This window comes from Bacillus sp. CHD6a, from assembly GCF_001293645.1.
In the GTDB taxonomy this organism is placed as follows: Bacteria; Bacillota; Bacilli; order Bacillales; family Bacillaceae_I; genus Sutcliffiella_A.
The window spans coordinates 133,605-148,584 of the sequence record NZ_LBMD01000012.1 but is presented as its reverse complement, the minus strand read 5'-3'; the positions used below and the strand labels follow the sequence as shown (position 1 = coordinate 148,584).

Here is a 14,980-nt window from a genome sequence, read left to right as displayed (position 1 = left end):
TTTTCTTTATCCTATTCTTTTTATAAACAATACCTTCAGATAGTTCCCTTCCTTAAACTCCTTGATGGTCGCGAAGTCGCTTGGGAGGGAAAACTCTTCTACAATCTTGTATTTTACGTGGTTTTCTTTAAATGCCTGGTCGATAAAGCCTTGGAATTTGTCCATGCCGAACGTAGCGGCGTTGGTGGAAGCGACAATCAGGCCGTTCTTTTCGGTAATGGCAATGGCATCAGATACTAAGCTTGTGTAGTCTTTCTCGGCTCGGAATGTGACCTTTTTGGAGCGAGCAAAGCTTGGTGGGTCCATGATGACGACATCAAATTTTAGATTTTTCTTTTTTGCATATTTGAAGTAATGGAATACTTCTTCAACGAGAATCGATTGCGTTTTTGTTTCAATTTTATTTACGTTGAATTGCTCGGTTGTTTTTGGCAAGCTACGTTTTGCTAAGTCTACGCTTGTCGTTTTGACGGCACCGCCTAATGCTGCATAGACAGAGAAAGCTCCAGTGTAAGAGAAGGTGTTTAAGACCGTTTTCCCTTTGGCGTATTTATCCCGGATGGTTTTTCTTACTTCCCGTTGATCAAGAAACACTCCTACCATCGCGCCATCGTTTAAATGGACGGCGAAGTTTACGCCGTTTTCTTTGATGATAAGAGGGGATGGTGCCCTTTCTCCTTTTACAAAATCATCGTCTTCTACATACTGGCCGTCCATGTTGAAACGTTTCTTTTCGTAAATCCCTTGATATTCGATGACTTCTTCAATGGCTTTTAAAATTTCCTCGCTGAAGGTGTAAATTCCTTTGCTGTACCAGTTGATCACTAGGTAGCCGTCAAAGAATTCAATGGTAAAGCCGCCAATTCCGTCGCCTTCTCCGTTAAAAAGGCGAAATGCAGTTGTGTCTTCGGCTTGCATAAGGGCGGAGCGTTTGTTTACAGCTTTTTGAAGGGCACGTTTGAAGAAAGGGATGTCCATTTCTTCGTTGGGATCTTTGCTGACAATCCAGCCGTATCCTTTGTTTTGGTTACCGTAGTAGCCTTTGCCGAGGAAGTTGTTTTGTTCGTCCACCAGTTTTACGAGTGTGCCTTCCTCTTTTAGATCATTGCCGTTGATGAGGGACTGCTTCGAGATAAGCGGGTAGCCGCTTTTATAGGGTTTAGCGTATTTATTTTTCACTTTCAGTGTTAGTTGCTGTCGCATGCTTTCATCCAATCTTTTTGGGTTTTTAGTGTGGTTGTATTATAACGCAAATGTGCGAGGAAGACGAATTGATGCTTTTTTTACTTGGAAAATAAAAACACTTATATCTCCGCAATGGTTTTTAGTAAAATCTCTTTCCAATTCTCCCTCCATCTCATAACCCCTTTTTCAATTTATTTCAATTCTTTGACGAATAACGGACACTTTCTGTCTCAAATTTTTATTAAATTAGTAAAAAATGTTATTAATACTTGGGCCATAATTTCACTTATAGACTGGTTGAAAATACTACAGGTGTTTCGGTAATGCTTAAAGCGGTTGAAGTGGTAAAAAGGATTCCAACACCATACAGTAGCTTGTTTATGGCATTTGGAGAGGAGGAATAGAGGTAAAGTACTTTGGTAGTCGCATGAGGGTTGAAGTACAAAATAATGTAAGAATGATTAAAATGGATAGTTTGCAATCGGGGATGGAAAAGAGTCTACACATACATACTCCACTGTACTGATTGACTAGTTAAATTTCACGGATAAAACCATCAGAGTAAAAAATACTTTGTTAATTCATGTCTAAGGGGGATGTCATGCATAAATTTATTCTTTCTTTTGTTTATCTTTCTTGCTTTTAACAATAAGTACAGCAAAGATAAAACATACAAAACCTATCGTTTTCATAATTATATGACCTGCATTTCCCATATCATTTATGGTTAGGGAAAGTAAAATGGATCCAAGTAAAATAAATAGGATAGCAAACAACCATCTCATGAAAGAAACCCCCTTTGAAAAAAACATAGCGTTTGGTTTTTGTCGCTGTTGACTTAATAAAAAGATGTAATAATTACTGTTTTAACTCTTCTAAACATTGCTTGTTTGCATTATTCCGATCATCTCTTGGCCCAACATAAAATCGAACGTTGACTATATTACAGAATGTATTGTAGAAATGTTGATTAAACTTCTCATATGTTATAATTATCCAAACAAAAGAAGGGAGGTATACCTCTTTGGACTTTTTTAATATTTTGCCACTTTTAGGTTTACTATCTTATTTAATTCCAATAGTCCTAGTTTCTTGGTTTTTAATAACCTTTATAAAAATTCAAAAAGAAAGAAACAGTATACTTAGAGACATTTCATTAAAGTTAGAATCAAATAAAAGCGATTGAAAGGAAGAATGATCCATTCTTTCTTTTTTTAAAAGAAACATAGATAGTGTTGCAATTTAGGTTTAATTTGTAGTGTATATTTTATTCGATAGATTATTTGAGAAATGTAGCTATTCTTTAGTAATTTTAATTTTTTTCGCAATGTACTGCCCTTCAAATACTTCTACCCAAACTTTCACCACTTGATTTTCATCCAAATCTTTAATGCTACTTATTTTTCCTGATACTTTTGTATTCTTTGTAAAATAAAATTCAGGAGTAAACGGTTCCTCTTCTGGATATACTTTCGTAGGGTATAAGATAAATTTATCCTCTTCTAAGTTTCCTATTACACCACGATGATCTGGTTTAATTACATACCAACCTGATAGGAAAGCCCCAACAACAATTAAAAATATGGAAAGCGAAATTAATTCTTTTTTCACTCTGTTTGTCATCGCATTCACTCTCCCTTATTCTTGAAATCTGCCAAATCTTTCAATTTCCATTATTTACAATACTATCATGAAAAGCTTTGCAAGAGATTCACTTGTCAATTTTTCCTAGCTTTTTATAATTTAATGTTTATGTGGTAATACAAAAATAGCAGGTCTAATTCATTATTTGAATTAGACCTGCTATTTATTTTGGTATTTATTATTTTCTTCTCTTAAAATTTTACTATACTTGCGTTACCTTTTGTTTACTAATGAATCTTTGTTACTGTATCCAAGCTTTAGAGTTAATCTCTTTTTATTTTTGTTTTTGTTTTTAATGCGTGGAAATCATTTGGTTTTCTTCGCATGCTTTGACCATGAATTCGTATTGGAGTAGGCGTGCTTCGAATAGTTTCAGTGGGTCGTAGTAGCGTTCTGGGCTTGCTTTCATTTGTTCTAGTTTTTTGTTGGCGTTGTGGATGGCGCGTTCTGTGTCTTCCACTGTTTTGTTCAGTTCTGTGAATGGTGCTTCGTAGAACATGTTGATGTCTGCTTTTAGCGCCTTTTCAAATAGATCAAATTCAAGGAAGAATTTATCTACTACAGATTGGGCCACATCAGTGAAGCGTTCGTTTTCAATGTATTTTTTATATTGAGTGAAAAGCAGTTGATTGCTTTGCTGTAAAGAACCGAACAGGCGTCCTGCCCCTTTTAACAGATATTGAGTGGTGTTCGGACGGTTTAGGATGTTTTCCTTTTCCACTTCCACTCTGCTTAAGATTCTGTTGATGTCACGACGCCAGTCTTCCATGACTTTAAAGTCGCAGTTTAGGTGCATTTTCTCTTCCTTGTAAAGAGCATTGAATGTTCCACTCATTTCATGCAAGTACTCTTGGCTGTCGATCAGTTCACGGTTGGATGTATCGAGCCATAATTGAAGTTCCTGACGCAAACGAGGTAACAGGTCGGAATGCATATAAGTGCGAATTGTTTCATTCATACGCTCATTCAGCTCGATATGCAAAGTTTTGAAGTTGCTGTCTTCCTTTACATAGCTAGAGCACTCTCTTAGCAGACGAGGAATGGTTTTTGTTGCTTCTCGTTTCATCTCAATCGTCACAGCACGGTAATTTTCGGAAATACTACGGATTTTCTCTGATTCCGCATCATGTAGGTGATTGATGAAACCACTTAGCCTGCTTAGAATATCTTCATTGAACTCCACTGTGTTTGTCAGGTTATCTTCCATCGCAATGCGGCTATCCAGCAATTCTGTTAAGGTTGAACGAATCAGTTGCAACAGCTTGGTGGCACGGCGTTCTTCCACTGCTTTTGCACGCAGCTTGAAGTTGGCCTCCATGAAAGTTGCCAACCCTTGGTGCTGCTTGCTTGCAGAACGAAGGGAAGAGTATGGGAATACTCTCGCATCTGGGAAAAATTCGTTGATGCGGTGTTTTGCTTCTTCTACAATCTGTGTTGCTTCTGCTTCGTGGAAAGCCGTATCCATTTTGTTGATGACAAAATGAACAGGTACTTCCGGCGCGCGTTCTTTAATTTTCACCAATACTTTCAATTCATCTTCTGTAAAAGGTGTTTGCGCGTCTAAAATGTATAATAGTCCATCTGATAACGGGATGTATTTCATTGTTTCATTGTTCTCAATCTCATCCACACTGAATTCCGGTGTGCTGATCAGCGAGTACTCTTCGTCTTCTAGGAACTGTGATGGCCATTTAAGGTCGATCAAGGACCCTTGTTGATGCTCGCTAATATCTCCCAGGGCAGATGTACCTTTTGTGGAAACCTCATTCATCTCTGCAATATCTCCGTTGGAAGAAACAAATACCGGAACCGTTTCATCTCCAAGAAGCTTCTCGCCAATAATGGAATTGATGAAGGAAGTTTTCCCGTTCTGAACGGTACCTGTAACAACTAAATGCTTTCTGTTTAGATTGCTAAGTTGAGAGAATAGCCATTTCTTTTGATGTGCGACTTCGAGGTGGTTGTCCTTTGCCCAATTAATTAGTGTCTTAAACAGCTCGACCGTATAATTCAATTGAATGCTGTCATGTTCATAATGGAAGATTCTATTTTCTGCATCCGCTAAAACATGCGCAGGTAATGCTGTTGGAAAGACTTCATTCCAAGACATGACCGCAGCCGAAGCAAACAAGGATTTTGACCTATTGGATACCTTTAGCCAGTTTCCAAGTAGATCCGGGACTATGCCTTGCAGTTCTTTAATCAAATATTCGCCTTCAATAAGAGATAAATAAGTTCGTTGGTGAAGCTCCTCCACTTTCGTCCAAGAAACTTCAGAGTCTCTATCTAAGGCCATGAACAGGCTGTTTGCAGTCTTCACCCATTCCAAATACATTGGATGATTTTCATAACTGTTCCATAAAGCAGCCGTAATATCTTCAAATTTCCGTTGATTCATCTCTAGCAACCTCAACAGAACCTCTTGAAAATAATCAGGTGTAAATTCTCTCGTATAGCCAACTTCTATATAATGCTTCAAGCAATCGTACCATGCTTCCGAACCTGTTCTTAAAGCTTCATGAACAGCCAACTCTACCGCATGTTGACTGTCTTCTTGCTCTTCATAAAAAGTACGAGCCGTTTGTGTAACATGTGGATAATCTGGATCAATCGCAATGGCTTTTTTAATATTTTTATAGGCATTCTCCAATTTTTCACGTTGTATATATAACGTAAACAGCTGAAGTGCCACTTCTATTTTAAGTGTTTTATTATCAGTATTGATATTAGCGTAAATATCTTCTGCTTCTACTAACATTCCAAGGTCATAGTAAGCGTCTGCAATATTTTTCTTTGCCCAAGGCTCCATTTCGTTGTGAACATTTTCCCACTTATAGATGGCACTCTCATAATCCTTGCTGTGAAAATATACTTCTCCTTGCGCATAGCGGATAAACGAGAGATCAGACACTTCATTGTTCTGCTCTGCAAGGAAGGCTTCTCCAAGCACTTGCACGGGATGCTTTGTTTCCACATCCAACATAAAGGTTTCAAAATACGTCTTACTTATCAATTTGTTTTCCTGTGTCATTTTACCCTCCACCAATCATTTCACATTATTTTCTTAATTAAAATGATCTAGTAACTTCGTCTCTTGTATCTATTATTGTTTTCCTGCTATATAGTTCGATTACCATTTAAATTTTAGGACCATTCTATTCTATACCCTTTTTACTGCAGCTATAACTATTTTAGATAATTATTGTTCCCATACTATCATATTTCCCGGGAATAAAAAAAGAGCCTAAACGTATAGGCCCTTCCTACTTTTGACGCTCTTTTTTTATCTCGTTTTTAATATAAACCCACATGATGATATAGGTGGAGAACAGTAAGAGTAAAAACACTGGTACAGATAATACATCGCGAATAATCACGAATAAATCACCTCTTATTACTTAAGACTTTCCCAAGGAACAGGGAACATGAACACAAATAGTATCCCCAAAACAATGGAAACTAATAAGGCTCTGACAGGATTTTTGTCATGCATTCTTAAGATCAGAAATAAAACCAAGTTTAGTAGAATGTTGTACCCGTTATTCCAACCATTATCATATACATACATTCCTTTTAAGGAGAACAACCACTCTAAAGCAGTATAAAAGGCTACCCATGCTGCTAAATAAGTGAACTGATTGCGTTTTTGCCTAGGAAAACGCTGCAAGAAGATTATTAGGCCTGCCGGCACGATGAAAAATGTAAAGACCAAATTGATGAAGGTGTGGTTCAACCAGTCTAGTGTTACACCCCGAAATGCCCATAAAGTATGATTAAAATAGATCATATTATGCGTCATATTGATGACAATAAAAAACAATACTGTCGGATAATGCTTCCTCCAATTGGCCCAATCAATGAACCGGTACGCAAACAAAATCCAAACGACAATGACCAATAATAAATACATAGACTCCTACTCCCGTCTTTTATTCTTTTTTACTAGTTATGGTCATTTCAGTTGGAATCTATTCTTTTATTTGTAAAAAGCATAGATAAAAAGGCCGCTAATTTCATAGCGTCCTTACTGGTAAATCACTTATTCATATGTGAAAGAAAATCTCCCAATAGCTTATCCACATCTTCCACATCCAACTCTTCTTCTTCCGTTGATGCCTGCTCTTGAAGAGCTGCATCCCAGTCGAAAGTGTCTAAGTCGTCATCGTTTAACACGGTAGGATTGACCTTTTCATCTGTCTCTTCAGCGGGTTTGTACGGCTTTTCCTCCTGAAGGTACAAGGCTTGGTCAATGTCAGTGGAATTGCTGTTCATTGCTGCGAGAATACTTGTTGCCCGAACAGGATCTGCAAGCAATTGATAGACGATATTACCGAGCAATGCTTCCGAATGCTGATGCTTCAGCCAATCTCTTTGTGTTTTTGATAAAGATTTTGGAAGAGGGATAGAGATGGTTTCTTTTTCCCGCGCATGTGAGCTTGTCACACCTTGCAGAACAAAATCCGCTATTTTACTAGAGAAATTCCTTCTTTCCGTCTCTTTTAGACGCTGCAAATGCTTAATTAGATGGTCAGGCGTATCAGAAGGGATGCGGAACGATATTGCTTGCCCCCTCTGAATTCCCTGATTAGAATTGGTATTCTTCATCCAATCACCTTATTATGCTTTCACAGGTTTTGGTTGATCTTTAGATTCTTTATCCTTGCCTGTTTTCTTTACATAATCAGCAATCAATTTGTAGTAGGCGTTTGCCATCATCCAGATGCTTTCCTTTTCATCTTCAAAGAAATCGATGTTGTAGCCATCTAAATTGTTGTTTAATGTTTTCAAGTATTCTTTCAACACTGTGGAACCACCGCCGACAAAATAGCAGATCTCTGTCTGGGAGTTTTTCTGCCATATATTTCTCAACAGACGGTATTGTTTTTTTGCTAAGTCTAAAAGAATGCGGTCTGTGATATCATGCACGCTCGTTCTGCTTCCGCGTACCATGATGTGGTTGCGGTCATTCTTTTTCGTAATGATTTCTACAACATCTCTTCTGCTATCAAGCTCAATGCCGTGCTTTGACCGGATTTCTTCTCGAATTTGCTCAAGTGCTTCCGATACTCCAAGGTTGAAGCCTTGTGCTTTATCATCATCGACATTTCGGTTCTTGATGACAGCTATATCTGTGGAAAGACCGCCGATATCTTGGATAAGAATGCGCTTGTCGATCAAGTCTTTATTTATAATATTTCCATTGTTATCTAATACAAGGTTTATGTATGCAGCGAAGCCCTCTGGATAAACCTTGATTTCATCAAATTTAATGTTAACTTTAATGCCTTGGTATTTAGGTGTAATTAGGAATTCTACCTGATGGACAGATCCTAGCAGTTTAGAACGGTAGCCTGCATCCTTACCTTCTTTCACTTCTCTCAATGGAAGACCTGTTCCTAATGTGTAGTTTGCATCTACGACATTCTTATTACGAGGGAATGTTTTTTCATTTTGAGCACTTACTGCATCCAGTGCTAATGTAGCAAACAGCATGACTAATGTTTGGTCTTCTTCTGATTTGCTACTACCAGGATCAAGCTCAGTAGCATTGTTGCTCTTTGTTGCCAAGTTCCCAATTCGATAGATTGCGTTGTTATCCATTAGGGCAGGGGAGTGAACACGAACATGAATTCCATCTAGTGGATCTTTGCTATCTAACTCTTCTATGCCTATTACTGGGCGGTCCTCAATATCTCTAGCGATAACATTTGGGATATTTAATTCAGCATCCAATTTTCCAAAAATAGCTTTAATAGAATCATTACCTACGTCAACTGCTGCAATTCTTGAATAAGTCATTTTTCATCTTCCTTTCTTTTCCTCATTACAATATTTGTTTCCTATAGAAGAAAATAAATCTAGTAGTTATAAGTTTAGCGTACAGAAAGTTTCTCTACTATTCAATCATTCTGGAGAAAAGTAATGAAAGTGTAAAAAATGTTTACGATAATGTACACAACCGTTTACAAGTATACATTATCGTTTACTTGTATTCTTTTATTGTACACATTCTTTTATACCAACATGTACACGCATTTGTATACACGTTTACTTATTTGTATACTTTTGTTTACATTTCGTAAACTTGTATACTTAATTTGTATACTTCTACTATATTCCATTTCTAGAATTCTATTTTAACTATAATTGACCTTTAAAATTTCGGTTTTACTCCTGGATACACATGGTAAAAAACTAACTTGGGATTCTTTTTGATTTGTTGATAAAAAGGTATCGTGATGTTCGGCTTCCCCTTTTAGAATGGAAAGTTCACAAGTTCCACAACGACCGACTTTGCAAGAATAAGGAACGGGGTAACCTGCTTCCAATAAGACTTCCAAGGTGGACTTTTCGTCAGGAACAGACAAAAAACGGCCATTTGTGAGTTCTAATAGGAATGGACGAAGCTTATTTCTGTTAGGTGGTGAAAAAAATTCATAATGAATGCTTTCAGAAGGATAGCCAATGGTTGTAGCAACACTTAAAAAAGAGGAAGTAAACTCTTCAGGACCACAAAAATACACATGGGTGCCAATATACTGATCTACTAGAATGTTAGTATTTATTCGATTTTGTTGTTTAGTGAAGTATAAATGTGTTTGTTGTGGGTATTTTTTTACTAAATAGGAATAGAATGCACAATCGTCTTTTGTTCTTGTAGAATAATGAAGTTCAAAGGACGCCCCCTGTTCTTTTAATTCACGCATCATAGATAAAAAGGGTGTAATCCCAATGCCAGCAGCAATTAGAACATGGTGTTTTGCTCGAAAGCTAAGAGGAAAGTAATTTTTCGGAAAACTAACTTGTAAGATATCTCCTACTTGGGCTTTGTTATGTAGGTGAATTGACCCTCCAGAAGATTTTGCATGGAGTTTGACTGCAATTTGATAGTTATACGTGCAATCAGGATTACCAATTAACGAATATCTTCGTTCCATCTCCCCTCCCCTTCCCTTCAAATATAAAATGATATGGGAACCAGGGCTGAATGCCGGTAATAACTTCTTGTTTATACCCTCAAAAGTAAACCGCTTAATCGTAGCAGTTTCATTTGTTATCTCTGTTATTCTTACCTCTAACCTATATTCTGGGATCACCACAAATCTACCCTTCCCTTTTTAGTTTTGCGCAACATTTCCTAAATAAGCATCTTTTACAGGCGAATAGTGATCGGATAATACTAACTGCAAACTGCAAGCAGCACAGTTAACGTGTTTATCCCTATACAATGTATGGTCAACTGATGATACGAAGTGACATCTACAACAAAAAATCCTCTTTTCTTCCTCTCCTACAATAATATATTGAGTCTCATCAGAGGTATATCCGAGTTTTCCAGCTGTACTTTTGATCTTTCTTAGTTTTTTTGCTTCTGCTGCAACATAAAGAAAAGTCCCTATCTTCTGCATTTCAAACTTTTTTTCCACCTCAGAAGAACACTCTAACTTCAGGTGTATTTCTTCAAAAGACAGCTGGTCGTTCAATAGGATTTCTTTAATCAATTTCAAGCTACTTAAACCTTCTTCATCTCCACAAAGAACATAGTGCCTTTTCCCTGGTTGGAAGATTGGTTCGTTCTTTATATCGTTCACGGAGACCCCTCTCCTTTCTTTTCGATATACGCCAAAATCTTATTCTTAAATAATGAAATCCCTTTATACTCCACAATATAAGACGGTAGCTCTACTAAAATCTGATAGAATTGTCGCCTCCACTCAGGAATTTCAATCAGTTTCTCAAGGGGTAACAGGTGAGTATGAATGGTAAACAGGATGGCATTAGAACGAGGCAAACGAAAGAGTTTTTGAACCTCTACCCGTAAATGCACGAATTCGCCAGCATTTTCAACCGTAACATTTTTTCTATCCTTTCCCCATTGATCAAAGGTTTCTAGGGAAGTGTCCATTTTGTTTCCTGCCATAAGGGACCAATTTTTCCTTCCCCACGGATTCCCAGCTTCTAGCCTTAGCAGAAATTGCAGAATCCTCTCGTCCAACCCTTCTTCCTTAAACCCGGGAATTGGAAAGTGAATATTTTTGAAGCTCATGCCGTGGTTAAACGCTAATGACCAATTAGCTGGAAAACAAAGTTGGCCGGCATCAAGGTAAAGATCTCCATCTCGCTGCATCATAATGATGAGGTCTTCTTGCACATGTCTCCCAATAAAATCCAAAGGTTCATCAAGTAAAGTGGAGTCATCTCCCAATTTAAATTCGTGCTTTTCTTGGGTAAGCTGGTTGATAAAGATGTGCTTTTTTCCTTCTTTTTTGAGGTGAAAACTTTCTGGAAAGAAGCTAGTAAGGTCGGTCAAGATAAGCTCCATCGCTTCCCACTGCGCCCTGTTGGTATGAGGAAAAGATTGAAAGCAACGAGAATGGTGTTTTGATAATAAGGACCTTTTTAGTTTTATGTCCTCTAGATAGCCCTTTGTTACCTCTACGCTACTAGGAGGAGTAAGGAGTGCGGAATTATTGGAGTAACGGTAGATATCCCCTTTGAACGGATAGGGAAAGCTCTCAAGTTCCTCGGTCAGCTTCATATCTCTCGCCACCTTTTTCAGAATATTTTATACTTTTATTTTAAGGAAAAAGACATGGTTGTTCAAGTGAAGGGCCTGGCCAGTTATTTCAACTGTAGCCAGGCCCTTTTTAGATGGAGTTTATAAAGTTGAATACTTCTTTATTAAACAATTCTGTTTCTTCAAGAAATGGACAATGACAGCTTTCTTCAAACAGAATTAATTCACTATTCGCTATGGATTTCTTCAAGTGTTCCCCCGCTGCAACTGGTATCAACTTTTCCGCTTTTCCAAAACACAGCAATGTTGGTTTCGTTAAGGCGGGGAACGTAGAACGATAATCCACCACGGATTGGTCAAACAAAATGGCGCTTGCCACTCCTGACGTAGGTTTCATTGTCTCCTCAAGCATCCAGGCCATCTCGTCAGGCTTCACATCCTCTTTAAACATGAGGGGAATAAAGCCCTTAAGAAAGCCTTCTCTGTTATCTTGGACCTCTCTCATAAAATGAGTCAAGGTAGGCAGGTCAAAGGCGCCAATTGGAAAATCAGGCCATTTGAAATCAGAAGCAAGTTCATCTACTATGACCGTTCCTCTAACGTTCGCCTCCCCAAATTGCTGTAAGTAATCCCAGATTACAAAGGCCCCCATCGACCAGCCAACCAGCACTACATCTTTCAGATCCAGCTTAGTGATGAATGCCTGCAGATCTTTTGCATACGTGGAAATGGTGTGACCTTCCGTGACTTGTGCAGAGTCACCATGCCCCCTCAGATCGATGGTGATGGCACGGTGTTTTTGGCCGAAATAAGGTAGCTGTTTATGGAAAAACTTCCTGCTCATCCATACCCCATGAATAAAAAGTACCGGTGTCCCCTCTCCTTGGTCGTCAAAATAGAGCTCTACACCAGATTCTACTTCTATTTTAGGCAAAAAAATCCCCCCTATAAAATGTTATACAAAAGTATATTTTCATAGTGGGGGAATTATCTCCAATTAATATATTGTTTTTTTCACTCTTCCCAAAATAATTGATCTAACGTTTTAGATAGAGCTTTGCAGATGGAAAGACAGAGACTGAGGCTTGGATTATATTTGCCGAGTTCAATTAGTCCAATTGTTTGCCTAGATACCCCTACAATCTTGGCCAGTTCGTACTGAGACAAGTCTTTTTCCACTCTCGCCATTTTCATTTTTAAATTTTTCATGTTGATCACCGCTCTAATTCGTCTTCATCTAATTCTTTTTCTGCAGCCTTTTTGCTACGATTCATCGCAGCATGGAACGTACTTCCTGATAACAAAACTAAAAACGGTATATATATCATTAAAGAAACAAAGAACACCATGAAAAAGTAGGAGTAGGCCTGTGCAGTCGTGTCCGCATAATTAAATGCGCTGTTTAAACCGAAGAAAATTGCAAGGATGACACCAGAAGCTCCACCCCAAAAAAGAGTCTTCCACTTCATGGGCACCTTACTTTTGCGATCATGCATTTCTACCTCATCTGACAATACACCCATGCTCGCCCCCCTTGCCGTGTAATAGGCACCTTGCAAGATAAGTATTGCTAATTCTGTGTGAATCGAGCTGACACCAAAGCCGTATTGGTAAAATTTAAATCCTATGGAGATAAGGCAAATCGCCATCACGAAAAAATATATTTCCCGGTAAATCTTGTTTTGAGCTGTGACAATCCGCTCATCTTCCACCTTTGTTGGCCCGCCAAAGAAATTCATTCCCATCACCTCTTAGTAAAATATGGATTATATTTATTATTATACATTTTATATTACTTTATGCAATATATATATGTCATTTAGACAAGTATATTTTATTAAAGAGGGGTTTTTCCCAGTTGCATTTAGAGGGGCTTTTTAACGTAGAATACTTTCGGGCGATTTTCAGCAGTTTTCGGGCGAATCCCAATTTCCTACGAATCCAACAAAAAAAGCCGAGATCAGCATCTCGACTTCTTATTTTTAGCAACTTACATCTTCACAATAATTTTACCTTTTACATGACGACCTTGCAGCTGCTTCAGCCCTTCTACCAACTCTTCTCTTGGAAGGACCTTCGTTACAAGAGACTCCAGTCGTCCTTCTTTCACCATTCCCATCAGCTCTTCTGCCATGAAAGCCAGATTGCTGACTGCACGATCTTCTCCACTAGCGTGTGCAGCCCCTAGAGCGACCTCATGGATGGATGGAGATAGAGAGAATGGTTTTACACCGGAAAGATCTGGAGCGCCTGCAATGTACGCCAGATGGCCTGAGAATGCGAGTCGTTCTAAATCTGCTGTTGCCACATCCCTGCCAACGGTATTTAGAATTAAATCTGCTCCTCGTCCGTTGGTTTCTTCCATAATGCGGTCTGTTACATTTTCCTCTTTATAGTCAATCACCACATCAGCGCCAAGTTTCTGCACCCAGGCATGATTGGACTTAGAAGCAGTTGTGAAAACTCTCAATCCCTGCATTTTCGCCAGTTGAATGGCAAATCCACCAACCCCACCGGCACCTGCATGAATGAGAATGTTTTTCTTATGAGTAACGTTCAACTTTTGAACGACAGCTTCATAAGCGGTCATCCCCGCACATAAAATTGCAGCAGCGTCTTCAAATGAAACTTCGTCGGGAATACGTCCTGCTGCACGGGCATCTACCACCGCAAGTTCTGCGAACGCACCTTTTTTGGCGAGATTTGTGTGAACTGCAACACGGTCCCCCACTTTGTGACTAGTAACCCCATCTCCAACAGAAACTACTTCTCCGGCAAGGTCCACTCCGACGATGTGCGGATAACACCAGGCAGGATTCCCATTCGTGGCTACTTTGTAGTCGACAGGATTCAGTGCTACAGCTTGAACTTTCACTAACAGTTCCCGGTTTTCTTCTTTTGGGTCTGCAATGTCGCCCCATACCATGTTATGGATACTTCCTGCTTCTTTTAATAACCAAGCTTTCATGTTGTCTCCCCACCTAAAAATGGAATAAATTATATCTAACACTAGGCTAACTGATCGACGGTAAAACATTAGAGGAGCCTACTAGGCAAGCTTGTAGGTCTCCTCTAAGCGCAACTTCCTGAAGTAAATAAGATTTATGATTGAGATTAATAAGCACCTTCTGAATAGGTTAGCTCATAAGAATGGGAATAGATTTCTACTAAGTTACCGAATGGATCTTCACAGTAGACCATGCGATATGGTTTTTCACCAGGGTAATATTCACGGATTGGCATGCGTTGTTTGCCTCCATGCTCCACAATTTTCTCTACAAGTCCCTCTACATCGGAATCTTGAACACAGTAGTGGAAAATGCCTGTCTTCCAGTATTCGAAATTATTTTCCGGCTTTTCATTTTCCGGGAATTCAAATAGCTCTATTCCTATTTTGTCTCCAGTGGCAAGGTGAGCAATTCGGAATTTCCCCCATCCTTCTCCAAAGACATCGGTACACATAACTCCAATAGCAGAGTCATCCTCCACTACATCTGCCGGTTCCATAATGACATACCAGCCCATCACTTCTGTATAAAATTTTACTGCTTGCTCCAAGTTAGGAACAGATAAACCTATATGCGAAAAAGTTCTTGGATATCTCATTTTGATTTCCTCCTAAATAAATATTAT

General features: G+C 38.7%; 15 protein-coding genes. All 15 read right to left on the bottom strand.

Features of this window, described 5'->3' with window-relative positions:
- Positions 1-6: 6 nt before the first annotated feature.
- The 15 genes from AAV98_RS11700 to AAV98_RS11635 all read right to left on the bottom strand — a co-directional run bounded on the left by AAV98_RS11700 (position 7) and on the right by AAV98_RS11635 (position 14,953).
- Complete coding sequence (locus tag AAV98_RS11700; protein ID WP_060665745.1) at positions 7-1,203, bottom strand: class I SAM-dependent rRNA methyltransferase; 1,197 nt, start codon at positions 1,201-1,203, stop codon at positions 7-9.
- A gap of 593 nt (positions 1,204-1,796) precedes the next feature.
- Positions 1,797-1,970 (bottom strand): hypothetical protein, encoded by a 174-nt coding sequence (locus AAV98_RS20275; RefSeq protein WP_156317748.1) that lies wholly within the window; start codon positions 1,968-1,970, stop codon positions 1,797-1,799.
- 511 nt (positions 1,971-2,481) lie between these two features.
- On the bottom strand, positions 2,482-2,808 hold the full coding sequence (locus AAV98_RS11695) for a hypothetical protein (RefSeq protein ID WP_060665744.1): 327 nt from the start codon (positions 2,806-2,808) through the stop codon (positions 2,482-2,484).
- 313 nt (positions 2,809-3,121) lie between these two features.
- On the bottom strand, positions 3,122-5,860 hold the full coding sequence (locus AAV98_RS11690) for a hypothetical protein (protein WP_060665743.1): 2,739 nt from the start codon (positions 5,858-5,860) through the stop codon (positions 3,122-3,124).
- Between the two features lie 363 nt (positions 5,861-6,223).
- The gene (locus AAV98_RS11685; protein WP_060665742.1) at positions 6,224-6,739 is read right to left on the bottom strand and encodes a CBO0543 family protein; all 516 of its coding nucleotides are present in this window, start codon (positions 6,737-6,739) and stop codon (positions 6,224-6,226) included.
- A 125-nt stretch (positions 6,740-6,864) separates the two neighbouring features.
- Entirely contained in the window at positions 6,865-7,434 is a 570-nt protein-coding gene (locus AAV98_RS11680) for a hypothetical protein (RefSeq protein WP_060665741.1), read from the bottom strand.
- A 12-nt stretch (positions 7,435-7,446) separates the two neighbouring features.
- A complete protein-coding gene (locus tag AAV98_RS11675; RefSeq protein WP_060665740.1) occupies positions 7,447-8,628 on the bottom strand; it encodes a ParM/StbA family protein in 1,182 nt (393 codons plus the stop codon).
- A gap of 338 nt (positions 8,629-8,966) precedes the next feature.
- On the bottom strand, positions 8,967-9,929 hold the full coding sequence (locus AAV98_RS11670) for a PDR/VanB family oxidoreductase (RefSeq protein ID WP_060665739.1): 963 nt from the start codon (positions 9,927-9,929) through the stop codon (positions 8,967-8,969).
- An 18-nt stretch (positions 9,930-9,947) separates the two neighbouring features.
- Entirely contained in the window at positions 9,948-10,421 is a 474-nt protein-coding gene (locus tag AAV98_RS11665) for a hypothetical protein (RefSeq protein WP_060665738.1), read from the bottom strand.
- Positions 10,418-11,368, bottom strand: coding sequence for a heme-dependent oxidative N-demethylase family protein (locus AAV98_RS11660; RefSeq protein ID WP_060665737.1), 951 nt, complete (start codon positions 11,366-11,368; stop codon positions 10,418-10,420). Before AAV98_RS11660 ends, AAV98_RS11665 begins: the two co-directional genes overlap by 4 nt.
- A 109-nt stretch (positions 11,369-11,477) precedes the next feature.
- Positions 11,478-12,281 carry an alpha/beta fold hydrolase gene (locus tag AAV98_RS11655; protein ID WP_060665736.1) on the bottom strand — a complete coding sequence of 268 codons (804 nt, stop codon included), beginning with the start codon at positions 12,279-12,281 and terminating at the stop codon, positions 11,478-11,480.
- Between the two features lie 80 nt (positions 12,282-12,361).
- Positions 12,362-12,556, bottom strand: a complete 195-nt coding sequence (locus tag AAV98_RS11650; protein ID WP_060665735.1) for a helix-turn-helix transcriptional regulator — start codon at positions 12,554-12,556, stop codon at positions 12,362-12,364.
- A gap of 5 nt (positions 12,557-12,561) precedes the next feature.
- Positions 12,562-13,086, bottom strand: coding sequence for a DUF6773 family protein (locus tag AAV98_RS11645; RefSeq protein WP_060665734.1), 525 nt, complete (start codon positions 13,084-13,086; stop codon positions 12,562-12,564).
- A 251-nt stretch (positions 13,087-13,337) separates the two neighbouring features.
- Positions 13,338-14,315: a zinc-binding dehydrogenase gene (locus AAV98_RS11640; protein WP_060665733.1), complete on the bottom strand. Its 978-nt coding sequence runs from the start codon at positions 14,313-14,315 to the stop codon at positions 13,338-13,340.
- A 146-nt stretch (positions 14,316-14,461) separates the two neighbouring features.
- Positions 14,462-14,953 carry a lactoylglutathione lyase family protein gene (locus AAV98_RS11635; protein WP_060665732.1) on the bottom strand — a complete coding sequence of 164 codons (492 nt, stop codon included), beginning with the start codon at positions 14,951-14,953 and terminating at the stop codon, positions 14,462-14,464.
- Positions 14,954-14,980 lie beyond the last annotated feature (27 nt).

Coding starts and splice junctions, on each gene's coding strand:
- AAV98_RS11685 (WP_060665742.1), bottom strand. CDS start 6,739: ATGTATTTATTATTGGTCATTGTCGTTTGGATTTTGTTTGCGTACCGG.
- AAV98_RS11690 (WP_060665743.1), bottom strand. CDS start 5,860: ATGACACAGGAAAACAAATTGATAAGTAAGACGTATTTTGAAACCTTT.
- AAV98_RS11700 (WP_060665745.1), bottom strand. CDS start 1,203: ATGCGACAGCAACTAACACTGAAAGTGAAAAATAAATACGCTAAACCC.
- AAV98_RS11675 (WP_060665740.1), bottom strand. CDS start 8,628: ATGACTTATTCAAGAATTGCAGCAGTTGACGTAGGTAATGATTCTATT.
- AAV98_RS11645 (WP_060665734.1), bottom strand. CDS start 13,086: ATGAATTTCTTTGGCGGGCCAACAAAGGTGGAAGATGAGCGGATTGTC.
- AAV98_RS20275 (WP_156317748.1), bottom strand. CDS start 1,970: ATGAGATGGTTGTTTGCTATCCTATTTATTTTACTTGGATCCATTTTA.
- AAV98_RS11635 (WP_060665732.1), bottom strand. CDS start 14,953: ATGAGATATCCAAGAACTTTTTCGCATATAGGTTTATCTGTTCCTAAC.
- AAV98_RS11680 (WP_060665741.1), bottom strand. CDS start 7,434: ATGAAGAATACCAATTCTAATCAGGGAATTCAGAGGGGGCAAGCAATA.
- AAV98_RS11660 (WP_060665737.1), bottom strand. CDS start 11,368: ATGAAGCTGACCGAGGAACTTGAGAGCTTTCCCTATCCGTTCAAAGGG.
- AAV98_RS11695 (WP_060665744.1), bottom strand. CDS start 2,808: ATGACAAACAGAGTGAAAAAAGAATTAATTTCGCTTTCCATATTTTTA.
- AAV98_RS11650 (WP_060665735.1), bottom strand. CDS start 12,556: ATGAAAAATTTAAAAATGAAAATGGCGAGAGTGGAAAAAGACTTGTCT.
- AAV98_RS11640 (WP_060665733.1), bottom strand. CDS start 14,315: ATGAAAGCTTGGTTATTAAAAGAAGCAGGAAGTATCCATAACATGGTA.